Origin of the sequence: Frigoribacterium sp. Leaf164 (assembly GCF_001423665.1) — a bacterium.
In the GTDB taxonomy this organism is placed as follows: domain Bacteria; phylum Actinomycetota; class Actinomycetes; order Actinomycetales; family Microbacteriaceae; genus Frigoribacterium; species Frigoribacterium endophyticum.
The window spans coordinates 89,546-110,948 of sequence record NZ_LMOX01000001.1; the positions used below are offsets into that span (position 1 = coordinate 89,546).

Annotated in this window: 19 protein-coding genes; 12 read left to right on the plus strand and 7 right to left on the minus strand. The window is 75.6% G+C overall.

What is annotated here, in order from left to right; genetic code table 11:
* The first annotated feature begins 122 nt into the window (after positions 1 to 122).
* Entirely contained in the window at positions 123 to 821 is a 699-nt protein-coding gene (locus tag ASF82_RS00390) for a hypothetical protein (RefSeq protein ID WP_056051957.1), read from the plus strand.
* 34 nt (positions 822 to 855) lie between these two features.
* Here ASF82_RS00390 and ASF82_RS00395 read toward each other — a convergent pair whose 3' ends face one another.
* Positions 856 to 1,911 (minus strand): GTP-binding protein, encoded by a 1,056-nt coding sequence (locus tag ASF82_RS00395; protein WP_156369863.1) that lies wholly within the window; start codon positions 1,909 to 1,911, stop codon positions 856 to 858.
* Positions 1,912 to 1,958: 47 nt separating this feature from the next.
* Between ASF82_RS00395 and ykgO the strand changes: the two genes are divergently transcribed.
* From ykgO to ASF82_RS00410, 3 genes are all read left to right on the plus strand, one after another.
* Positions 1,959 to 2,081, plus strand: coding sequence for a type B 50S ribosomal protein L36 (gene ykgO, locus ASF82_RS00400; RefSeq protein WP_056051966.1), 123 nt, complete (start codon positions 1,959 to 1,961; stop codon positions 2,079 to 2,081).
* A gap of 154 nt (positions 2,082 to 2,235) precedes the next feature.
* Positions 2,236 to 2,391: a hypothetical protein gene (locus ASF82_RS00405; protein ID WP_056051970.1), complete on the plus strand. Its 156-nt coding sequence runs from the start codon at positions 2,236 to 2,238 to the stop codon at positions 2,389 to 2,391.
* A 95-nt stretch (positions 2,392 to 2,486) separates the two neighbouring features.
* Positions 2,487 to 2,780, plus strand: a complete 294-nt coding sequence (locus ASF82_RS00410) for a helix-turn-helix transcriptional regulator (RefSeq protein ID WP_056051972.1) — start codon at positions 2,487 to 2,489, stop codon at positions 2,778 to 2,780.
* A 39-nt stretch (positions 2,781 to 2,819) separates the two neighbouring features.
* Here ASF82_RS00410 and ASF82_RS00415 read toward each other — a convergent pair whose 3' ends face one another.
* The gene (locus ASF82_RS00415; protein WP_200931955.1) at positions 2,820 to 3,983 is read right to left on the minus strand and encodes a M20/M25/M40 family metallo-hydrolase; all 1,164 of its coding nucleotides are present in this window, start codon (positions 3,981 to 3,983) and stop codon (positions 2,820 to 2,822) included.
* A gap of 208 nt (positions 3,984 to 4,191) precedes the next feature.
* Between ASF82_RS00415 and ASF82_RS00420 the strand changes: the two genes are divergently transcribed.
* Positions 4,192 to 5,370, plus strand: coding sequence for an exonuclease SbcCD subunit D (locus ASF82_RS00420; protein WP_056051975.1), 1,179 nt, complete (start codon positions 4,192 to 4,194; stop codon positions 5,368 to 5,370).
* Positions 5,367 to 8,660, plus strand: a complete 3,294-nt coding sequence (locus ASF82_RS00425; protein WP_056051978.1) for an AAA family ATPase — start codon at positions 5,367 to 5,369, stop codon at positions 8,658 to 8,660. Before ASF82_RS00420 ends, ASF82_RS00425 begins: the two co-directional genes overlap by 4 nt.
* A gap of 231 nt (positions 8,661 to 8,891) precedes the next feature.
* On the opposite strand, the gene ASF82_RS00430 is transcribed toward ASF82_RS00425, so the two are convergent.
* From ASF82_RS00430 to ASF82_RS00440, 3 genes are all read right to left on the minus strand, one after another.
* A complete protein-coding gene (locus ASF82_RS00430; protein ID WP_056051981.1) occupies positions 8,892 to 9,152 on the minus strand; it encodes a DUF6458 family protein in 261 nt (86 codons plus the stop codon).
* Between the two features lie 415 nt (positions 9,153 to 9,567).
* On the minus strand, positions 9,568 to 10,359 hold the full coding sequence (aroD, locus tag ASF82_RS00435; RefSeq protein WP_056051984.1) for a type I 3-dehydroquinate dehydratase: 792 nt from the start codon (positions 10,357 to 10,359) through the stop codon (positions 9,568 to 9,570).
* Position 10,360: 1 nt separating this feature from the next.
* On the minus strand, positions 10,361 to 11,287 hold the full coding sequence (locus ASF82_RS00440) for a shikimate dehydrogenase (RefSeq protein WP_235491116.1): 927 nt from the start codon (positions 11,285 to 11,287) through the stop codon (positions 10,361 to 10,363).
* A 144-nt stretch (positions 11,288 to 11,431) separates the two neighbouring features.
* On the opposite strand from ASF82_RS00440, the gene ASF82_RS00445 reads away from it, so the two are divergent.
* Positions 11,432 to 11,875: a GNAT family acetyltransferase gene (locus ASF82_RS00445; protein ID WP_056051988.1), complete on the plus strand. Its 444-nt coding sequence runs from the start codon at positions 11,432 to 11,434 to the stop codon at positions 11,873 to 11,875.
* 35 nt (positions 11,876 to 11,910) lie between these two features.
* On the opposite strand, the gene ASF82_RS00450 is transcribed toward ASF82_RS00445, so the two are convergent.
* Positions 11,911 to 12,876 (minus strand): EamA family transporter, encoded by a 966-nt coding sequence (locus ASF82_RS00450; protein ID WP_235491191.1) that lies wholly within the window; start codon positions 12,874 to 12,876, stop codon positions 11,911 to 11,913.
* A 205-nt stretch (positions 12,877 to 13,081) separates the two neighbouring features.
* Between ASF82_RS00450 and ASF82_RS00455 the strand changes: the two genes are divergently transcribed.
* The 3 genes from ASF82_RS00455 to recQ all read left to right on the plus strand — a co-directional run bounded on the left by ASF82_RS00455 (position 13,082) and on the right by recQ (position 18,626).
* The gene (locus tag ASF82_RS00455) at positions 13,082 to 15,355 is read left to right on the plus strand and encodes a bifunctional UDP-sugar hydrolase/5'-nucleotidase (RefSeq protein WP_056051994.1); all 2,274 of its coding nucleotides are present in this window, start codon (positions 13,082 to 13,084) and stop codon (positions 15,353 to 15,355) included.
* A 96-nt stretch (positions 15,356 to 15,451) separates the two neighbouring features.
* Positions 15,452 to 16,396: a type II CAAX endopeptidase family protein gene (locus ASF82_RS00460; protein WP_056051997.1), complete on the plus strand. Its 945-nt coding sequence runs from the start codon at positions 15,452 to 15,454 to the stop codon at positions 16,394 to 16,396.
* 31 nt (positions 16,397 to 16,427) lie between these two features.
* Entirely contained in the window at positions 16,428 to 18,626 is a 2,199-nt protein-coding gene (recQ, locus tag ASF82_RS00465; protein ID WP_082514119.1) for a DNA helicase RecQ, read from the plus strand.
* A gap of 116 nt (positions 18,627 to 18,742) precedes the next feature.
* Here the strand turns inward: recQ and ASF82_RS00470 are convergent, their stop codons facing one another.
* Positions 18,743 to 19,324, minus strand: a complete 582-nt coding sequence (locus ASF82_RS00470; RefSeq protein WP_056052000.1) for a hypothetical protein — start codon at positions 19,322 to 19,324, stop codon at positions 18,743 to 18,745.
* 226 nt (positions 19,325 to 19,550) lie between these two features.
* Here ASF82_RS00470 and ASF82_RS00475 point away from each other — a divergent pair, with 226 nt between their 5' ends.
* Positions 19,551 to 20,300 carry a 1-acyl-sn-glycerol-3-phosphate acyltransferase gene (locus ASF82_RS00475; RefSeq protein ID WP_056052002.1) on the plus strand — a complete coding sequence of 250 codons (750 nt, stop codon included), beginning with the start codon at positions 19,551 to 19,553 and terminating at the stop codon, positions 20,298 to 20,300.
* Positions 20,301 to 20,394: 94 nt separating this feature from the next.
* A complete protein-coding gene (locus ASF82_RS00480; RefSeq protein WP_255354125.1) occupies positions 20,395 to 21,321 on the plus strand; it encodes an NAD(P)-dependent oxidoreductase in 927 nt (308 codons plus the stop codon).
* Positions 21,322 to 21,403 lie beyond the last annotated feature (82 nt).

Sequence of the window (21,403 nt, forward strand, 5' to 3'; positions counted from 1 at the left end):
CTCGGGGATGATCCCCGCCCGTGCCGGTCACGATCTGGTCACGTCGACCCGGTGTCGGACGGCGGCCCGCTACGGTCTCCCCGTCGGCCTGCAGCGGCCCGACGCCGGCCCTGAGGAGGACCATGCTCTCGCTCCGCTCCGCACCCGTCGGTGCGACCCGTCGGCGACCGTCGTCCCGTGCCCTCGGCGGCCTCGTGCTCGTCGTCGGCATCGCCCTCTCGGCGGCCGGCTGCGCCTCTGACGACGGCGCCGCCTCCGCCTCCCACCGTCAGGTGTCGGTGGCGGGCCACGGCTCCGGCGAGGCCGAGGCGACCCAGGCGGCCACGGTGAGCCCGACGCCCAGCTCGGAGGGCGCAGGGGCGGCGATCGCCGCTCCGGCCTCCCTCCCGACGTCGTGCGACGACGTCCTGCCCCCCGCCGAGGCCGTGGCCGCGGTGGGCGACCGTCCGGTCGTCGAGCTCGAGCCCCGCGCGGAGGCGGACGCCGTCATGAAGAGCGAGCGGCCCGTGCTGGCCGCCGAGGCCCTCGCGTGCCTCTGGTCGTCACCCGGCTCCGACCTCGGCACGAGCGTCGAGTACAGCGTCGTGGCCCCCGAGGTCTCCGACCAGTACCTGTACGACCTCAGCCTCGAGGGCTTCGCCTGCACCGAGTCGCTCGGCGGGCAGCGCTGCGCGTACTCGCACCCCGGCACGGCGGGGTCGTCGGCGGACGCCGGGCTGCTGACGATCTTCGAGCGCGACGGCGTCGTGATCACGCTGACGGAGTTCGGCGACGTGTCGGGCTCGCTGCTCCAGGCCGTCGTGCACCGCTTCTGGCCCTGAGCCCGTGGCGGCTCGGCCCCTCGGGCGAGTCAGCTCAGTGGGCGTGACCGTGCCCCGGCCGCCCCGTCGCGTCGTCCCAGGTCGGGAAGGGGTCGACCAGGTCGCGCCACGAGGCCGGGTCGGCGAGCAGCTCGGCGTCCGTGAGGAGGCACTCGTCGAGCGCGCGACGGACGAGTCCGGCGTCGAGGTCGAGCCCGAAGAACGTGATCTGCTGGCCGTGCGGCGACTCCGGGTGCCACGACGGCCGTGACGTCGGGTCGAGGCTGAGCATCTGGCCGACGCTCGACCAGGAGCCGACCCGGTCGGCCCGGGTCGCGAACTGGGTGAAGCCCCGTGACCGGAGCACGGTGCCGGCCGGCCCGGGGGTGAACGTCTGCTCCAGGGCGACGGCCAGGCGCTCGGGGTGGAAGGGCCGCTCGTCGCGGTAGACCACCGTCGACACGGGGTCGCCCTCGACGACGTCGGGGGCGTCGTCGGAGAGGGCCCGCATCCAGCCCGCGGAGCCGGAGAGGGCCGAGGCGCGGCCCGGCGTGGGCAGGCAGCCCGCCGTCAGCGACGTGATCGGCAGCACCGTCGCGGTCGGGGCCAGCACCCCGAGCAGGGCCGCGAGGAGGCGGTGCTCGCGCTCCGTCACCGCGCCCACGTCGGTGAGCACGACGAGGGTCGCGTGCTCCACGAGCTCCACGACGTGCTCGGCCGCCGCGAAGCGGTCGTCCGTGCCGCGCAGCACGAGGTCGGCGAGGTCGTCGGCGCTGACCACGCACGCCACGTGCTGCAGCAGCGACGCCCCGTCGGGGCGGCCGAGGTCGTGGTCGAGCAGCGAGCCGAGCAGCAGCGCCGTCGAGCGGGTCGGGGTGCCGGGGCGCAGCTGGACGGCGACGTCCACGGGCTCGCCGCTCCGGGCGAGGTCGAGCACGGCACGGTGGACCTCGTCGACGGCGTCGTGCACGTCGGGCCCCGGGGCCAATCGGTGGCTGTCGGGGCGGGCGAGCGTGTCGGCGACGTGCTGCAGGGCCGCCTCCTCCTGCCCGGCCACGAGGGTGACCCCCCGGTGTCGTGGGAGGCGCTGGCTCGGCAGGTCGTGTCTCATGCGGCTACCCTAGATGAAAACCGTTCTCAACAACACGGAGGTCACCCATGAAGGTCCGCAACTCGCTCAAGGCGCTGAAGCTCGTCCCCGGCTCGCAGGTGGTGCGCCGGCGCGGTCGCGTCTACGTCATCAACAAGGCGAACCCGCGCTGGAACACGCGCCAGGGCTGAGGCCGCCGCCGGTCGTCGTCGGTCATGGTCGCGGTGTCTCGCGCTCCTGTCGGTGCTGGTTCTCATCATCGATTGGATGAACGCATTGCAATCCGTGCATGCGTCATGATGGACTGCTCCTGCCCGCACGACCCGCCCCTCCGGAAGGACCGCCATGACCGACACCGAGACCCACGCCGAGCACACCGTCACCGAGCACCAGCACGGCACCGACTGCGGCCACGAGACCGTGACGCACGACGACCACGTCGACTACGTGCACGGCGAGCACAAGCACGCTCAGCACGGCGACCACTACGACGAGCACTGATCGTCGCGACCGAGGGCCCCGCTCGTCAGCGGGGCCCTCGGTGCGCCCGGCACCGCGGCCGCGCGCGTCGCATGCGCCGCGGCTAATGTGTCTCCATGTCCACCGAGGGCCTCGAGGCCGCCGCCGAGCTGTTCAAGGCGCTGTCGTCGTCGTCCCGCCTGCGCCTGCTCCGCCTCCTCGGCGAGGGCGAGGCGGGGGTCTCCGCCCTGGTCGAGGCGTCCGGGCTGTCACAGCCCCTCGTCTCGCAGCACCTGCGCACCCTGCGAGCTGCGGGCCTCGTCCAGGTCGACCGCGTCGGGCGCGAGGCGATCTACTCGGTCGCCGACCTGCACGTCTCGCACATCGTCGACGACGCCGTGGCGCACGCGGGCGAACAGCCCGGCGCCTGACGCGCGCCCTCTGACGCCCGGTGCGGGCGCCCGGCCGCGCTACGCCAGCTCGGCGAGCAGCGCCACGACGAACTCGCTGCGCTCCACCATGCCGTCGAGGCTGATCCACTCGTGGCGCGCGTGGGCGCCGCCGCCCACGCCGCCGACCCCGTCGAGCACGGCTGCGCCGAGCGCGGCCGCGAAGTTGCCGTCGCTCGCCCCGCCGACCGACACCTCGCGCAGCTCGAAGCCCAGCTGCCCGGCGACCGCGGCGGCCCGTTCGTAGAGCGCGCCCGTCGCCGCCGACCGCTCCATCACGGGGCGGTTCCAGCCGCCGGTGACCTCGACCCGGGCGAGCGGGTCGTGCGGGGCCAGCGACGCGAACAGCTGCTCGACGCGGGCGGCCTCGTCGGCCCGGGTGACCCGCACGTCGACCATGGCGCGGGCGTGCCCGGCCCGGACGTTCGTCCGCGTCCCGCCCTGCACGATGCCGACGTTCAGCGACGTGCCGGCCTCGACGTCGGCCTCGCCGTGCAGCTGCAGCACGAGACGGGCCATCTCGTCGATGGCGCTCGCCCCGCCGCGCGGGTGGAGCCCGGCGTGCACCTCGACGCCGAACGTCTCGACCTCGTAGATGCCGACGCCCTTGCGGGCGGTCTTGACCGCGCCCTCGGCGGCGGACTCGAAGACGAGCACCGCGCCTCCCCGGCGCACCTCGGCCTCGATCACGGGGCGCGACGCGATGCTGCCGACCTCCTCGTCGCCGGTCAGCACGATGCGCACGCCGGGCCGCGGCAGGCCGAGTGAATCGGAGACGGCCAGGGAGTGCCCGAGCTGCACGAGCCCGGACTTCATGTCGAAGACACCGGGGCCGGTCATGCGGTCGCCGTCGATCTGCACGGGCCACTCGGCGAGCGTGCCCTCGGCCCAGACCGTGTCGTAGTGGCAGAGAGCCGTGACCCACTCGGCCGAGCCGGTCGGTGACGGGTGCTCGAGCGTGACGGCGTCGCCGTAGCCCTCGACGACGCTCACCCGGCGGGCGGCGGCGGGGCCGGCCGTCCGCTCGAGCCACGCCTCGATCCACGCGAGCCCGGCGGCGAGCAGGTCGACGTCGTCGGAGGGGGTCTCGAGCGACGCGTAGGCCACGAGGTCGGCGATCATCGCCTCGCGGCGGGCGGCGACCGCCTCGCGCAGGGCGGTCGTGTCGGTCTCGGTGAGGGTCACGGGGGTCTCCGGGGGCGTCTCGGTCGGTGCGGGCGGCGCGGGCTCCGACCATGTTCCTCCCTCCCGGGGCCGACGGGCGACGAGGAGGCGCGGTGCCGGCCCCGCAGGCAGGGCCACGCCGCACCTCGGGTGTCGGTCGGCGTCGATACAGTGACGACCGTCCGGCAGCACCGCCGGCGCCACGACCACCGCGAGCGAGAGGGGCCCCGTGCGCATCCTGCACACGAGCGACTGGCACCTGGGGCGGACCCTGCACGGCGTCGACCTCCTCGAGCACCAGGCCGCCTTCGTCGACCACCTCGTCGACCTCGTGGCCGAGCGCGCGGTCGACGTGGTCGTGGTGGCGGGCGACGTGTACGACCGGGCCGTGCCCTCGGTGCCCAGCGTGCGCCTCCTCGGCTCGGCCCTGCGGCGGCTGAGCGAGCTCGCCGTCGTCGTCGTGACGCCGGGCAACCACGACTCCGCCGCGCGGCTGGGCTTCGCCGCCGAGCTGATGCGGCCGGGCCTCCACGTGCTGGCCGCGGTCGACCGGCTCGACGAGCCGGTCGTCGTCGACGACGTGCACGGGCCCGTGGCCTTCTACGGGCTGCCCTACCTCGACCCCGACACCGTGCGGCACGCGCTCGCGCCCGACGGCGCCGACGGGCCCCTCGCCCGGTCGCACGAGGCCGTCGTCGGCGCGGCGCTCGACCGGGTCAGGGCCGACCTGGCGACGCGGCCCGGCACCCGCTCGGTCGTCGTCGCGCACGCCTTCGTCGCGGGCGGCGCCGTCGTCGAGCGGAGCGAGAGCGAACGCGACATCCGCGTCGGCGGGGTCGACGTGGTGCCCTCGGCGGTCTTCGACGGCGTCGACTACGTCGCCCTCGGCCACCTGCACGGCGCCCAGCGCGTGGGCGCCGCCGCCGGGTCGCACCCGGTGCTGCGCTACTCGGGCTCGCCCCTGGCCTTCTCGTTCGGCGAGGTCGGGCACGTGAAGTCGACGGCCGTCGTCGACCTCGCCGCCGACGGCACGGTGGAGGTCGAGCTCGTCGCCGCACCGGTGCCGCGCCGTCTGGCCGAGGTGACCGACACCCTCGAGCACCTGCTCGACGGCCGGCACGACGACCTCGTCGACGCCTGGCTGCGGGTCAGCGTGACCGACCCCGTGCACCCCGACCACCTGTGGGCGCGCGTCCGGGAGAGGTTCCCGCACGCGCTCGCCGTGCTGCACACGCCCGTCGGCGCCGTCGACTCGCCCCGGCTGCGCGTGGTGACGGCCGAGACCGACCCCGTCGAGGTCGCGGCCGACTTCGTCGCCTTCGCCTCGGGGGCCCCGGCCAGCGACGCCGAGCTCGCCGTCGTGCGGGCGGCGTACGAGGCCGCGAGGGCGAGCGAGGGCAGCGAGTGATCCTGCACCGGCTGACCCTGCGTGCCCTCGGCCCCTACGCCGGCGAGCACTCCATCGACTTCGCGGCGCTGGGCGCCTCGGGCACCTTCCTGCTCGAGGGGCCGACCGGGGCCGGCAAGTCGACCGTCATCGACGCGATCGTCTTCGCCCTCTACGGGCAGCTCGCGGGCGAGGGCGCCAGCCGCGACCGCCTCCGCAGCCACCACGCCGCGGCGCACGTCGAGCCGTTCGCCGAGCTCGTGTTCGAGACGGCGGCCGGCGTGCACCGCATCCGCCGGAGCCCGGCGTGGCAGCGGCCGAAGAGCCGGGGCACCGGCACGACGCCGGCGAACGCGACGGCCACGCTCGTCCGCCTGACCTCGCCCGACTCGGTCGACGGCGAGGTGGTGTCCACCAGCACGCAGGAGGTCGGGCACGAGATCGGCCGGGTGCTCGGCCTGACCCGTCAGCAGTTCGTGCAGACGGTCGTGCTGCCCCAGGGCGAGTTCGCGGCGTTCCTCCGCTCGTCGGGGGAAGACCGCCGGCGCATGCTGCAGTCCCTCTTCGGCACCGAGATCTACGAGCTGACGACGGCCCGCCTGGCCGAGGGGCGGCGCGCGGCCCACGCGGCCGTCGCCGAGGCCGACCGGGGCGTCGAGCTCGCGGTCGCCCGGCTGCGCGAGGCGCTCGGGGTCGACGACGACCCGGTCGTCGGAGCGGCGCTGGAGGCGGCCCTCGCCGGGCAGGCCGCCCCGGTCGGTGCGGGTGCCGGGGGCGACTCGGGCGACTCGGGGGCTCAGCCCTCCGAGGGCGCCGAGGGTCTCCCGGCCACCGTCGACGGCGTCCTCGCAGCGCTCGTCCGCGACTCCGACGCGGCCGCCGAGCGGCGGGGCGAGGCTCGACGGGTGCACGACGACGCGCGGCGCCGCCTCGACGAGCAGCGCCGCCTGCGGGCGGCCCTCGACCTCCGCGCCGACCTGCAGGCCCGGAGCGCCCGCCTGACGGAGGCGGCGGTCGCGGTCGACGAGGCCCGGTCGCGCCTCGAGGCCGCGGGCCGGGCCGACACGGTGACCGGAGCGGCCCGGGGCCTCCGGGCGGCGCAGGCCGTGCTCGCCGAGGCCCGCGCGGCGCTGGTCGACGCGCGGGAGGCGGCGACGGACGCCGACCCGGAGCTGGAGTCCGTGCCCGGGCTGGTGCTCGTCACCGGGGCGTGGCCGTCGGCCGAGCGCGCGGACAGCACCGACAGCACCGACGGCACCGCCGGCTTCGACAGCTTCGACAGCTTCGACAGCTTCGACAGCTTCGACAGCCACGGGGGAGAGGACCCCACGCTGCCCGAGGTGGCCGCCGCCGTCGCGGCCCACCGCGACGACCTGCGCTCCGACCTCGCCGTGCTCGGCCGGGTCGCCGCCGTCGAGCGGGGGCTGCCCGGCCGTCGTGCCGAGCTGCTCGACGCGGGCCGAGCGCTCGAGCAGGTCGACGTCGACCTCGCAGCGCTCGACGCTGAGCTCGCCGAGGGCCCCGTCGCGAGGACCGCCCTGGTCACCGCTCGTGATGCCGCCCGGCGGTCGGCCGACGACGAGCCCGCCGTCGCCCGCCGGGTCGCCGACGCCCGTGCGCAGCTCGCCGCCGTGCTCGCGACGGACGCCCTGAGGCAGGAGGCGACGCGGCTCGACGAGCTCCTCGCCGACCGGTCGACGGAGGCGCTGGTCGAGCTCGACCTCGAGGCCGGGCTCCGTCGTCGGCAGATCACCGGCACGGCCGGCCAGCTCGCGCTCTCGCTCGAGGCCGGAGAGCCGTGCCCGGTCTGCGGGTCGATCGAGCACCCGGCCCCGGCCGCCCCGACCGACGACCACCCGACCGACGACGACGTGGAGGCCGCCGCCCTCTCCGCCCGCGCCGCGGGGCAGCGGCAGCGCGACGCGGCCGCCGCCGCGGCCGCGGCCCGTGCCCGTCTCGACGTCGCCGTGGCGGGGCTCGGCGACCTCGACGAGGCCGGGGCCCGGGAGGCCGTCACCGAGGCGGAGCAGGCGCTCGACCGCGCCCGTGCCGCCGTGGCGTCCGCCCGGGCCGCGGAGCGGGCGCTCGATGACCACGACCGTGAGGCGGAGGCGCTGCGCACCCGGGCCGAGACGACCCGCACGCTCCGAGCCACCCGCGCCGAGCGGCTCGAGGGCGATCGACGCCGGCTCGCCGACGACGAGGCGCTCGTCGCCGAGGCCGTCGCCGGAGCAGGAGCCGAGGGGCGTGCCGACGGGAACGCCGACGGCCACGCCGAGCGGCCTACGGGGACCGTCGCCGACCGCGTCGGCCTCCTCACCCGTCGCGCCGACCTCGCGGATCGTCTCGTCTCCGCCCTCCGCGCGGCCGAGGTCGCCCGGATCGCGCACGACCAGCGTCGCGTCGAGCTCGCCGAGGCGCTGGCCGCATCGGGCTTCGCGACGGCCGACGACGCCGCCGCGGCGGTCCTGCCCGGCCCGGAGCGCGACTCCCTCGGTCGTCGCGTCGCGGGGCACGACGCCGAGCTGGCCGTCGTCGGCGCGGGCCTGGCCGACCCGTCCATTGCCGCCCTCACCGGTGAGGAGGAGGTCGACGTCCCGGCCGCGGAGGGGGCTCTCGGCGTCGCCGAGGTGGACCTCGGGGCGGCCACCGACGCGGCCGGGCGGTCCGCCGACCGGGCCCGACGCGCGACCGAGGCGCTCGCCGCGCTCCGACGTGCCGAGGCCGCGGGCGAGTCCGTCGCCGAGGAGGCGCGGGCCGTCGTGCGGATGGCCGACCTCACGAGCGCCACCGGCACCGTCAACGTGCGCGGGGTGACGCTCGGCACGTACGTGCTCCTCCGTCGGTTCGACGACGTCGTCGCGGCCGCGAACGCCCGGCTGCGGGTGATGTCGAGCGGTCGCTACGTGCTCGAGGCCTCGGAGGAGCGCGAGCAGGGCTCCCGCTCCCGGCGCACGGGCCTCGCGCTCGCCATCCGCGACGCGTCGACCGACACGACCCGCGACCCCGCGAGCTTCTCGGGCGGCGAGACCTTCTACGCCTCCCTGAGCCTCGCGCTCGGGCTCGCCGACGTGGTCCAGGCGGAGGCGGGCGGCCTCGAGCTCGGCACGCTCTTCGTCGACGAGGGCTTCGGCTCGCTCGACCCCGAGACGCTCGACGCCGTCATGACCGAGCTCGGTCGTCTCTCCGACTCCGGCCGGGTGATCGGCATCGTGAGCCACGTCGACGAGCTCAAGCAGCGCATCGCCGACCGCATCGAGGTGCGACGCCTGCCCGACGGCTCGTCGACGCTGCGCTCCACGGTCGGCTGACCGGCGCAACTCGCTCCGCGCCTCCCGCCTGTCTCCTCCCGCCCGTCGTCGCCCGCTGGCCGGCCTCGCTCGGCGAGTGGTCACGAACTGCTGCTCCCGGCCGCCGGGACGAGCAGATCGTGACCACTCGGCGCCCGCCCGCGCCTCCCCCACGAGCGACGGGCCGCGTCCCCGCCACGACCACGGGGGTCGGGAGGGGGCGCGGCCCGTCGAGGGGTCGTGCGGGGTCGATCAGACGATCGGGCCGCCGTCGTCGCGCGTCGAGCGACGCGTGACCTGCTCGCCGCTGACCGGGTCGACCGCGCTGCGCGAGGTCGAGGTCACCTGACGACGACGCGTCGCGAAGACGAGCCCGAGGATCGTGACGATGATGCCCGCCGCGATGAGGATGTAGCCGATCAGCTGGATGTCGATGCCCGCGACCTGGAAGTCGAGAGCGAACGCGAGGATCGCGCCGATCACGATCAAGGCGATGCCGCCGCCGATGCTCATGGGTTCTCCTTCGTGAGCCGGAGCCTCTGCTCCGGGTGCCTGAAGGGTACTGACCCCGCGCCTCCTCCGTCACGATCTCGTCGAGCGCTGCTCACCCCTCTGGGGCCTGTGGGCGGCCCTCGGGCGGGCCGAGCCCCGGCTGAGCGTCACCCGGGTGGACGGGGGACGACGGGCCGAGACAGGTCGGGCGGCGAGGTAACCTCGGGTCACTCCGGCGGATCCTCGGCCTCGAGACTCCTGTTGAGCGACGCCCGTCGCTCGTTTCCCGGTGGTGGAGCCGAGGTCGGGTCCGCCGGAGGCCTCGCAGCACCCGACGCGGCGGCAGACCACGCGGTCGACCCTCGATCTGGGGGAGGCGCGGGCCAGGTCGGTCCGATCACCTCGGCCGGCAGCGCCCCCGGTCGCCCCGCCCCGGTCAGGCCCCGTGCAGCAGGTCGAGCGCGACGCCGAGGGCCCGTGCGTCGAGCTGCCCCGGCGCACTCGTCGCCCCGACCGCGCCGAACGTCAGGCACGAGCCGACCGTCTCGCCGGCGAGACGCGAGAGGGCGCCGAGCGGCCCCATCGACATCGTCACCGCGGGCACCAGGCCGGGCCCCGACCGGAAGTCGTCGGTGGCCGCCAGGAGGGTCAGCACGTCGGCGGGCGACGTCGGCATCGCGGCGAGCTTGACCACGTCGGCGCCGTTCTCCTGCTGCTCGACGAGGCGCGAGACGATCTCGGCACGCAGCGGCGTCGCCGTGAAGTCGTGCGACGACATGACGACCCGGAGCCCCGCGCCGTGCGCGGCGTCGACGAGGTGCTCGCGCACGTCGGGCTGCGTGTACATCTCGACGTCGACCGCGTCGGGGCGCTCGGCCGGGTCGAGGGCGACGACCGCGTCGAGCAGCGCACCGTAGGCGTCGGGCGTGATGTCGCGCTCGCCGCCCTCCTGCTTCGTGCGGAAGGTCGCGAGCAGCGGGACGTCGTCGCGCAGCGACCGCCGCACCGCGGCCACGGCCTCCCGCACGCGGTCGTGGTCGGCGACGGCGGTGAGGTAGTCGAGGCGGAGCTCGACGACGTCGACCACGCCCCGGGGCAGGGCCGCGAGCTCGACGGCGGTGGCCTCCAGCGCGGCGGCCGTGCGCCCGACCAGCGGCACGCAGACGGCGGGGCGTCCGTCGCCCAGGGTCACCGAGCGCAGGGCGACGGGCTGCGGGGTGGGACGCACGTCAGACCACCGCCCGGTCGCCGCGGCCGCCGCGGTCGTGGTGGCCGCCGAGGTCGTGGTGGTCGGCGGCGCCCGACGGCTCCGCCTCGAGCCCGGCGGCCGCGCGGACGGCCGCCCGCACGGCGCCCTCGTCGGGGAGGGCCTCGTCGGCCGCGCCCCCCGTGAACAACCGCACCTGCCCGATCGCCTGCTCGACGAGCATGTCGAGCCCGCTGAGCACGACGCCGCCCTGCGCCGCCCAGGCGCTCGCGGCGCGCGTCGGCCACGGGTCGTAGGCGACGTCGAACAGCACCGACGTCGAGCTCCGCGGCCGCAGCGGCAGGTCGTCGGCCGCGCCGGCGGGCAGGGTGCTGACGACGAAGTCGAGGGGGCCGATGGAGGGCAGCTCGCCGAGCGGGGCCACGACGACGTCGCCGCCGAGCTCCGCGGCGAGGGCGGTCAGCTCGCCGGCGCGGCCGGGGCTGCGCAGGTGGACGGAGAACGACCGGGCTCCCAGCTGCCAGGCCGCGTGCATCGCGGAGGCGGCCGTCGCGCCGCCGCCGAGGATGACGGCCGACTCGGGCCGCACGTCGTGCCGGCGCTCGACGGCCCGGACGATGCCGTCGACGTCGGTGTTGTGCCCGTGCCGGCGGCCCTCGTCGTCGATGACGACGGTGTTGGCGACGCCGAGCAGGGCCGCGAGCGGCGAGACGGTGTCGAGCAGCGGCAGCACCTCGCGCTTGAGCGGCATCGTGAGGCTGAGCCCCCGCCAGCTCGCGTCGAGGCCGTCGACGAAGCCCTGCAGCTCGCCCGAGGCGACCTCGGCGCGGCCGTACTCGAGGTCGAGCCCGAGCACCTCGTACGCCGCGGCGTGCAGGCTCGGCGACAGCGAGTGGGCGATCGGCGAGCCGAGCACGGCCAGGCGGCGGCGGGGGTCGGCTCGGGTCACACGGGCTCCTCGGGGTCGGCGGGGCAGACGGCCCATCCTACGACCGGGCCTCCGGGCGGGCCTCGACCCGCGACTCCTTCCTGCTCCGCCGCCGCCCCGGGCCGCCGCGCCGCCGGGCCGCTCGCGGTCTGGCAGGCTCGACCGATGGAGATCCGCGCCTTCGCCCCCGCCGACACCGAGACCGTCGTCGCCCTGTGGGGGGAGTGCGGCCTGACCCGCCCGTGGAACGACCCGCGCCGCGACATCGAGCGCAAGCTCCAGGTGCAGCCCGAGCTCTTCCTCGTCGGCACCGAGCCGGTCGAGACGGTCGACGGGGGAGTGCGGGAGGCGGTGGTCGCCACCGCCATGGCCGGTCACGAGGGCCACCGCGGCTGGCTCTACTACGTCGCCGTCGCCCCGGCCCTCCGCGGCGGCGGCCGGGCCCGCGCGCTCGTGGCCGAGGTCGAGCGGCTGCTCACCGAGGCGGGCTGCCCCAAGCAGCAGCTGATGGTGCGGTCGGGCAACGACGACGCGCTCGCCGCGTGGAGCGCGCTCGGCTACGAGCGGCAGGACGTCGTCGTGCTCGGCAAGCGGCTCATCGAGGACTGAGCGGGCGGGCCGTCGACGACGACGGGGGGCCGTGCTCAGTCGAGCGCGAGCAGGACGGCCGCCGCGAGGGCGAGCACGAGGCCGACGACCTGCGACCGGGTGAACCGCTCCCGCAGCACGACGGCGGCCAGCACCACCGTCACGGCGGAGTAGAGCGCGGTCAGCACGCTCATCACGGTGAGGTCGCCGAGCCGGAGCCCGAGGAGGATGAGCACGTTCGCCCCGGCGTCGGCCACGCCGCAGAGCAGGGCGAGGCGGAGAGCGGGGGCGAGGCTCCGGGCCACCGACGGCATGCCTGCCGGCCCGGCCGTGCCTGAGGCGTGAGCCGTCGGCAGCGCGCGACCCGCGCCTCCTGCTCGACCCGCGCCTCCTGCTCGACCCGCGCCTCCCCCGCCCGGCGACCGCCGCCTCGAGATCGCGACCAGGGCGAGCACCGCCACCGCGCCTCCGGTCAGCACCACGTTCGTGACCCGGTTCGCGACCAGCGGCACGAGGCCGGAGTCGGCGGGCGTCTGGTCGAGGAAGACGAGGACGACGCCGATGCCGACGCCCGCCGCGAGGGCCATCAGCAGGCCGGCGGCGGTCGGCTTCGGGGCGGAGGCGTCGGGCACGAACCCGACGAGCACCACCGCGACGAGGGCGAGCGCGATGCCCGCCCAGCCGGCCGGCCCGAGCCGCGAGCCCTGCAGCAGGCCCACGCCCACCGGCACGATCGCGGAGACCACGGCGGTCAGCGGCGACAGGATGCTCATCGGCCCGATCGCGAGGCAGGCGTAGAGCAGGGCGATGGCGGCGGCGCCGGCCACGCCGCTCGCGACGCCCCAGCCGACCGCGGCGCTGGAGGGGGTGCCGGGCACCACGACGAGCAGCACGAGCAGCAGCACGAGGCCGCTCGCCGCCGAGATCGCCGTGACGCGGAGCGGCGGCAGGCGACGCGCCGCGAGACCGCCGAGGAAGTCGCCCGAGCCGTAGGCGACGGCGGCGGCGAGGCCGAGGAGCACGGACAGCAACGGGACCTCCGGAGGCGCGGTGGGGGTGGACGACGACCGTCGCGTTAACAGCACGTGACGAACGTGTGCGGAGCCTTGTGCGGCTCCCAGCCAGATCTTATGTTCGTCGGGTCTGTCCCTCGTCCGAGGGACGGACCGCCCCGGGCACCTCCCGCGGGCCTGAGATCACGCACGGACACCAGGAGACACACCGCACATGCGCCCCCGTCACCCCATCGCACCTCCGGCCGAGACGGGAGCGCCGCGTCGTCGCCGTCGCGCCGCCCTCTCGCTCGTCGCCGTCGCCACCCTCGGCGCCGGTCTCGTGGCCGCCGTCCCGGCCCAGGCAGCCCCGACGACCATCGACATCCTCGGCATCAACGACTTCCACGGCCGCATCGCGCAGGAGGCCTCGCCGGTCGCCGGCGCCGCCGTCATGGCCGGGTTCGTCGACCAGTTCCGCACGACCCACCCGAACACGTCGTTCGTGTCGTCGGGCGACAACATCGGTGCCTCGACCTTCACCTCCTTCATCCAGGAGGACAAGCCGGCCCTCGACGCGCTCAACGCGATGGACCTCGACGTCAGCGCGCTCGGCAACCACGAGTTCGACCGCGGCCAGGACGACCTCAACGGCCGCGTCGACGACGCCAGCGACTTCCCCTACCTCGGGGCCAACATCTTCCGGGCCGACGGCTCGCACGCCTACGACCCCTACTTCGTCAAGGACGTCGGCGGCGTCAGGGTCGGCTACATCGGCGCGATCACCGAGCTGATGCCCGAGCTGGTCAGCCCGTCCGGCATCGCCGGCCTCACCTTCGGCGACATCGTCGACAGCGTCAACGACGTGGCCGACGACCTCAGCGACGGCGCCGCCGCGAACGGCGAGGCCGACGTGCTCGTGCTGCTCGTGCACGAGGGCAACTCGTCGGGCACGGCGCTCGACGCGGGCGGCGACTTCGCCCGCATCGCGACCGACGTCTCGCCGAAGGTCGACGCGATCCTGTCGGGCCACACGCACCAGTCGTACAACTTCTCGGTCGTGCCGACCGGCGGCACCACGCCTCGCCCGGTCGTGCAGACCGGCAGCTACGGCGCGAACCTGAGCCACCTCGCGATCACGTTCGACGCCGACACGAAGGCCACGACGGTCACGAGCGAGCTCCTGCCGCTCTACCAGAAGGCGACGCCCGACCCCGAGGTCGCGAAGATCGTCAGCGACGCCGTCGCGGTCGCCGCGGTCGAGGGCGCGAAGAAGGTCGGCGAGATCACCGCCGACTTCCCCCGCGCCGTGCAGTCCGACGGCACCGAGAACCGCGGAGGCGAGTCGACCCTCGGCAACTTCGTCGCCGACGTGCAGCTCGAGGCCACGGTCGGCAACGGGTCGCAGATGGCCTTCATGAACCCGGGCGGCCTCCGTGCCGACCTGCGCTACGCCTCCGCGGGCGCCAGCGACCCCGCCGGCAACCTGACCTTCGCCGAGGCCGCCGCCGTGCAGCCCTTCGCCAACACGCTCGTCGTCGTCGACATGACGGGGGCGCAGATCGAGCAGGCCCTCGAGCAGCAGTGGCAGCCCGCCGGGTCGTCGCGGCCGTTCCTCAAGCTGGGCGTCTCGAAGGGCCTCAGCTACACGTACGACCCGGCCGCCGCCTCCGGTGAGCGCATCCGCACGATCACGCTGAACGGCGCGGAGCTCGACCGCGCGGCCTCGTACAAGGTCACGGTCAACTCGTTCCTGTCGTCGGGCGGCGACAACTTCACCGCCTTCAACACCGGCTCGGCCGCCGACAGCGGCAAGGTCGACCTACAGGCCCAGGTGGACTACTTCACCGTGCCCGCCGGCTCGCCCGCCCGCGTCGCCACGCCGGACTTCACCCAGCGCTCGGTCGGCGTCACGGCGACCCCGTCGCCCGAGGCCGGCTTCGCGGCCGGCGACACGGTGACGCTGTCGCTCTCGTCGCTGCTCTTCAGCTCGCAGGTCGGGCCGGAGACGGGCACCGTCTCGGTCAGCCTCGACGGCGTCGAGCTCGCCTCGCAGCCGATCGACCGCACCGTGGTCGACAAGGGCGACGAGACCGGGCGCGCGACGCTGTCGTTCGCGGTGCCCGCCGGCGTCACGGCCCCCACGGCCGGCCCGGTCGTGCGTCAGCTGCGCGTCACGGTGGCCGGGACGGGGACGGTCGTCGACGTGCCCGTCGTCCTCGCCGCCGCCGCCGAGCCGGTCGTCGTCGACCCGACCCCGGCCCCGACCGACCCCGCCGTCCCCGCCCCCGGGGCCGGAGCGGGCACCGGCGCGGGCACCGGGACTGGTGCCGGCACCGGCACCTCGACCCGCCCCACGCGCGTCACGGCCGCGGGCGACCTCGCCTACACGGGCTCCGACGCCGCGATGACCGGGCTGGCGCTCGCGCTGACCCTGATGCTGGCCGGCGCCGGCGTGGTCACGGCCACGCGCCTCCGTCGCACCGCCTCGGTCGGCACCACCGACTGACGCCCCGCCGCACAGCTCGACCTGGACGGCCCGGTCGCACCCCACGGTGCGGCCGGGCCGTCCGGCGTCGCAGCTGTCCCGGCTAGCCTCGACCCCGTGACCGTCGCCTACCACCGCCTGTTCCGCACCCTGCCGACGTACCGCTGGTACCGGCCTCTGCTGGCGCTCCTGCTCGGCACGGTCTTCTACGTCGTCGCGTCGAACGCGGTCGTGCTCGCCCTCTACGCCGTCGTCGCCGCGGCCGGGGGAGCGGACGCCGCCTCCCGCCTGGCCGAGGGCCTCCAGGACGACCCGCTCGACGCCTCCCAGCCCCTGGTCATGCTCGCGACGCTGGGCTCGATCGCGACCATGCTGCCCTCCGTGCTGTTCGCGACGAAGCTCGCCGGGCTCGGCGGCTGGGGCCAGCTGTCGAGCGTCGCCGGTCGCCTGCGCTGGCGCTGGCTGCTGCGCTGCGTGGGCCCGGCCGCGGCCTTCATGGCCCTCACCGTCCTGCTCAGCTACCTCGTCGTGCCGCTGGTCACGGGCGACGATCTGGGCTCCGGGCCCGTCACGACGCCGCCCGCCGCCCTCGTCTGGTCGGTCGTCGTGATCCTCCTGCTCGTTCCCCTGCAGGCCAGCGCGGAGGAGTACGTCTTCCGCGGCTTCGCGATGCAGTCGCTCGGGTCGTGGATCGCCCGGCCGCTCGTCGCGATCGTCGTGCCGACCGTCGCCTTCGGCCTCTCGCACGCCTACAACGTGTGGGGCGTGCTCGACGTCGCCGTCTTCGGCGTGACCGCTGCCTGGCTGACCTGGCGCACCGGCGGGCTCGAGGCCGCCATCGTCGCGCACGTGCTCAACAACACCGTCCTCTTCCTCCTCCTGGCGCCCTACGCGGGCACCCCGTCGAGCGACGGCAGCCCGCTCGCGCTCGCCGTCACCGTCGTCTGCACGCCGTTCTGGGCGTGGCTCGTGCTCCGGTCGTTCCACAGGTCGGGCGAGCTCGCGTCCTCCCCCGCGAGCGAGCTCACGGGGCGTCCCCCGGTGGAGTCGCGGGTCGGCTGACCGCGTCGGTGGCGCCTCCTAGACTCGCCTGGTGACCGACGCTCCCCCCTCCTCCGCAGCCCCCGCCACCGGCAGCCCGACCGACGCCTCCGGCAGCGCGACCGGCGCCTCCGCGCGGGCCGGCTCGCCCGTCGAGGTGCTGCAGCGGGTCTTCGGCTACGACGCCTTCCGCGGCGACCAGGCGGCGATCATCGACCAGGTCGTCGGCGGCGGCGACGCCCTCGTGCTGATGCCGACCGGCGGCGGCAAGTCGCTCTGCTACCAGGTGCCCGCGCTCGTGCGCCCCGGCACCGGGGTCGTCGTCTCGCCGCTGATCGCGCTGATGCAAGACCAGGTCGACGCCCTCGAGGCCGTGGGCGTGCGGGCGTCGTTCCTCAACAGCACGCAAGACCCCGACCAGCGCCGTGCCGTCGAGCAGGCCTTCGTCACGGGCGAGCTCGACATGCTGTACCTCGCGCCCGAGCGGCTGAAGCTCGACAGCACCAAGTCGCTCCTCGACCGCGGCCGGGTCTCGCTCTTCGCGATCGACGAGGCGCACTGCGTCGCGCAGTGGGGCCACGACTTCCGCCCCGACTACCTCGAGCTGTCGGTGCTCCACGAGCGCTGGCCCGACGTGCCGCGCATCGCCCTCACCGCGACCGCCACCGAGACCACCCACCGCGAGATCTCGCGGCGGCTCGAGCTCGACGACGCCGCGCACTTCGTGGCCGACTTCGACCGCCCCAACATCCAGTACCGCATCGAGGCGAAAGACGGTCCGCAGCAGCAGCTGCTCCGCTTCATCCGCGCCGAGCACGACGGCGACGCCGGCATCGTCTACTGCCTCTCGCGCAAGTCGGTCGAGAGCACGGCCGAGTTCCTGGTGAAGCAGGGCATCGCCGCGCTGCCCTACCACGCGGGCCTCGACGCGGGCACGCGCGCCCGCAACCAGTCGCGCTTCCTCCGTGAAGACGGCATCGTCATGGTCGCCACGATCGCCTTCGGCATGGGCATCGACAAGCCCGACGTCCGCTTCGTCGCCCACCTCGACCTGCCCAAGTCGGTCGAGGGCTACTACCAGGAGACCGGGCGGGCCGGGCGAGACGGTCTGCCCTCCACCGCGTGGCTGGCCTACGGCCTGCAGGACGTCATGCAGCAGCGCCGCATGATCGACCAGTCGGAGGGCGACGCCGAGCACCGCCGCAAGCTCAGCGCGCACCTCGACGCGATGCTCGCGCTCTGCGAGACGGTCGAGTGCCGCCGCGTGCAGCTGCTCGGCTACTTCGGCCAGGCGAGCACCCCGTGCCACAACTGCGACACCTGCCTGAACCCGCCGCAGTCGCTCGACGGCACCGTGCCGGCGCAGAAGCTCCTGTCGACGATCGTGCGCCTCAAGCGCGAGCGCGACCAGCAGTTCGGCGCGGGCCAGGTCATCGACATCCTGCTCGGCAAGACGACGCCGCGCATCACGCAGAACCGCCACGAGCAGCTCAGCACCTTCGGCATCGGCACCGAGCTGACCGAGATCGAGTGGCGCGGCGTCGTGCGCCAGCTGCTCGCCCAGGGCGTGCTGGCCGTCTCGCCCGACGGCTACGGCACCCTGCTCATCACCGACGCCGCGGCCGAGGTGCTCTCGGGCTCGCGGCCCGTCCGTCTCCGCAAGGAGCCCGAGCGGGCCCCCCGATCGCGCTCGACCCGAGGGGCGGGCGGCTCGTCGCGCGGCTCGCGCACCGGTGCCGGCGCCGCCGACCTCGACGCCGCCGACGTGCCGCTGTTCGAGACGCTGCGCCAGTGGCGGGCCGGGGTCGCGAAGGCCCAGGGCGTGCCCGCCTACGTCGTCTTCGGTGACGTCACCCTGCGCGGCGTCGCCGCGGCCCGGCCCTCGTCGATGACCGAGCTCGCCGGCATCAGCGGCGTCGGGCAGAAGAAGCTCGACACCTACGGCCAGCAGGTGCTCGACGTCGTGGCCGGCGTCTCGCCCGAGGAGGCCGCCGCCGCGGCGGCCGAGCGCGGCCCGGCGAGCTCCGGCCCGAGCTTCGGCGGGGGAGGGGGCGGGGCCGACGAGGCCCAGCCCGCCACGGCGCCCGGGGCGGCCCGGCGGGCCGCGCCCGCTCGCTCACGCCCGGCGACGCGCCCCACACCGGCGGCTCCGGCCAGCGGGGGCGCTCCCGACCTCGAGCCCTACCCGTACGACGACGAGCCGCCCTTCGACCCCTACGTCGACGACGTCCCGCCCGACGACTGGCGCTGACGACCGGCGCTGTTGACCGGCGCTGACGACCGGCCGCGCCGGGGCGGGCCAGGGCGAGCCCCCGCGGTCTGATCGCCTCCGACCTCGTGGGTCGGGGCGATCCGTGGGTGTCGTCGTCAGCCCTGGGCCTGGCGAGCGTCGATGACCGGCAGATCGTCGACCTCGGCGACCTGCACGACCTGCGGTGCAGGCCGCACGGGCACCCGGATCGGCCCCGAGACCGGGCCGGCGGAGCCGAGCTGGAGCTCGGAGACGCGTCGGGCGAGCAGCACGAGCGCGAGGGTCGTCCCGACCATCGCCTCGAAGCCGCCGGCGAACCCGCCGCCGTGGAGGCGGGAGACGTACGCGGCCGAGAGCAGGAAGGCGCAGCCCAGGGGAGCGCTCAGGTACAGGGCCTGCACCGGCTGCAGCAGCAGCGGCAGACCGAGTCGCACCCGCACGCGGATCACCGTCATCGTGACGAGCAGCGCGACGGCGACCGCCGCGGCGAGACCGTAGAGGACGACGGCGACGTCGGCCGCGACGAAGTCCGCCCGGGCCGCCCCCGCGGCCCCGGCGGACGCCACCGCCGCGAAGTAGAGGTAGACCGCCGGCGCGACGGCGTAGGCCGCGCGCCGGAGACGCCCGGCAGGCAGCGCGATGATCGCGTCGGCCCCTTGCCCGTCGCGAGTCGTCGGCTCCTGCGTGTCGTGCGTCATCGTCGTCCCCCCGGTCCGCCCCCACGGCGCACCTGCATCCCCGGGTCGAGCCTAGACAGGTCCGTCGGAGGCGCGCAATCAGTCACAAGGAGGACACCCGCCGTACCCGCCGCGGGTGGTCCGCCGGCTCCGCGCCTCCCGCCCGCCCCTCGCCCGCCGCGCCTCCGGCCGTCACCCGCCGCCGGCGCACGGCCCGTCGACGCCCGGGGAGCATGCCCGGCGGGGCATGCGGCGTCGGGCACCCTGGAGCGTGCTCACCTTCGTCAGCCGGGCTGTCCTCGCGCCCCTCGTGCGCCTCCTCTGGCGACCCCGCGTCGTCGGACGCCGCAACGTGCCCAAGCGGGGCGCCGTCATCCTCGCCAGCAACCACCTGTCGTTCATGGACAGCGTCGTCATCACGCTGATGGCCCCGCGGGAGGTGTCGTTCCTCGCGAAGAACGCCTACTTCACGGGCACGGGCCTCCGGGGCCGGCTACGCCGCTCCTTCTTCACCGGCATCGGGGCCATCGGCGTCGAGCGCGGCGCCGGCTCCGCCGCGCAGCACGCCCTCGACCTCGGGCTCGAGCGCCTGACGCAGGAGGCCGCCTTCGCGATCTACCCCGAGGGCACCCGGTCGCTCGACGGCCGCCTCTACAAGGGCCGCACGGGCGTCGCCTGGCTCGCCCTCACGAGCGGCGCCCCCGTCGTGCCCGTCGCCCTGACCGGCACGCAGGAGCTGCAGCCGGTCGGCTCCACCCTGCCGCGCCTCACCCGCTTCACCGTCGAGTTCGGCGAGCCGATCGACCTGTCGCACCACGGCGAGGCGAAGTCGGGCCGCGCCCGGCGCCAGGCGACCGACGAGGTGATGGCGGCCATCGCGCGCCTCAGCGGCCAGGAGCTCGCCGGCACGTACAACGAGCCGCCGAACCCCTCCGTCGTCGAGCGCGTGCGGCGGGCGATCCGCCGTGACCCGGTGGGCGAGGACGCGGTCGACTGATCCGCCCTGCCGGGGCGGCTCCCCGCGGCGGCCGACCCGCCCCCCCCGGCCCCGGGCGTGCCCCGAGCCGCCCGGCGTACGGTGCACCTCGGCGGTGCACCAGCCCGCCCCCGCACATCGACGCGGCCGCACGACGGCCGCCGGCAAGGAGCACCAGGGCATGCACGTCGCAGTCATCGGCACCGGGATCATGGGCGGCGGCGTCGCCAGGACGCTGCTCCGCGAGGGCTTCGACGTGACGGTCTGGAACCGCACCCGGGCCAAGGCCGAGCCGCTCGCCGACGACGGGGCCCGCGTGGCCGACACGGTCGCCGAGGCCGTCGCCGACGCGGACGTCGTCGTGACGGTGCTGTTCGACGGCCCCGCGGTGCTCGACGTGCTCCGCGAGGGCGGCCGGGCCCGGCACTCCGCCGACGCGCCCCTCTGGGTCCAGGCCAGCACGATCGGCACCGCGGCCACCGCCCAGGTCGTCGACCTCGCCCGCGAGCTCGACGTGCCGCTCGTCGAGGCGATGATGCTCGGCACGAAGAAGCCCGCTGAGACGGGTGCGCTCGTCATGCTCGCCGCCGGCGACCCCGACCTCGTCGCCCGGGCGACCCCCGTGCTCGACGCCGTGGGCGCGAAGACGGTCGTGGCCGGCACCGAGGTGGGCCAGGGCACGGCGCTCAAGCTCGCCGCCAACGCCTGGATCGCGTCGATCACGGCGGCGACCGCGCAGTCGCTCGCCCTGACGCAGGCCCTCGGGCTCGACCCCCGGCTCTTCCTCGACGCCATCGCCGGCGGGCAGTCCGACAGCCAGTACGCGCACGTCAAGGGCGCGACGATGATCGACGGCGAGTACCCCGCGCAGTTCGCCCTCGACGGCATCCGCAAGGACATCGACCTCATGCGCGAGGCAGCCGACGGCACGCCCGTCGACACCGGACTGCTGGAGGCGCTGGCCGGCCTCTACGGGCGCGCGTCCGACCGCGGCCACGGCGGCGACGACATCGCCGCGGTGCGCACCGGCTTCGACGCGTGACGCCCCTCCGATGCCCCTCCGCCTGACGCGCCTCCGCTCCTGCCGCTGACTGCAGGCGGCCGAACCTGCGCTCCTCCTGGGA

Coding starts and splice junctions, on each gene's coding strand:
- ASF82_RS00390 (WP_056051957.1), top strand. CDS start 123: ATGCTCTCGCTCCGCTCCGCACCCGTCGGTGCGACCCGTCGGCGACCG.
- ASF82_RS00395 (WP_156369863.1), bottom strand. CDS start 1,911: ATGAGACACGACCTGCCGAGCCAGCGCCTCCCACGACACCGGGGGGTC.
- ykgO (WP_056051966.1), top strand. CDS start 1,959: ATGAAGGTCCGCAACTCGCTCAAGGCGCTGAAGCTCGTCCCCGGCTCG.
- ASF82_RS00405 (WP_056051970.1), top strand. CDS start 2,236: ATGACCGACACCGAGACCCACGCCGAGCACACCGTCACCGAGCACCAG.
- ASF82_RS00410 (WP_056051972.1), top strand. CDS start 2,487: ATGTCCACCGAGGGCCTCGAGGCCGCCGCCGAGCTGTTCAAGGCGCTG.
- ASF82_RS00430 (WP_056051981.1), bottom strand. CDS start 9,152: ATGAGCATCGGCGGCGGCATCGCCTTGATCGTGATCGGCGCGATCCTC.
- ASF82_RS00445 (WP_056051988.1), top strand. CDS start 11,432: ATGGAGATCCGCGCCTTCGCCCCCGCCGACACCGAGACCGTCGTCGCC.
- ASF82_RS00455 (WP_056051994.1), top strand. CDS start 13,082: ATGCGCCCCCGTCACCCCATCGCACCTCCGGCCGAGACGGGAGCGCCG.
- ASF82_RS00470 (WP_056052000.1), bottom strand. CDS start 19,324: ATGACGCACGACACGCAGGAGCCGACGACTCGCGACGGGCAAGGGGCC.
- ASF82_RS00475 (WP_056052002.1), top strand. CDS start 19,551: ATGCGGCGTCGGGCACCCTGGAGCGTGCTCACCTTCGTCAGCCGGGCT.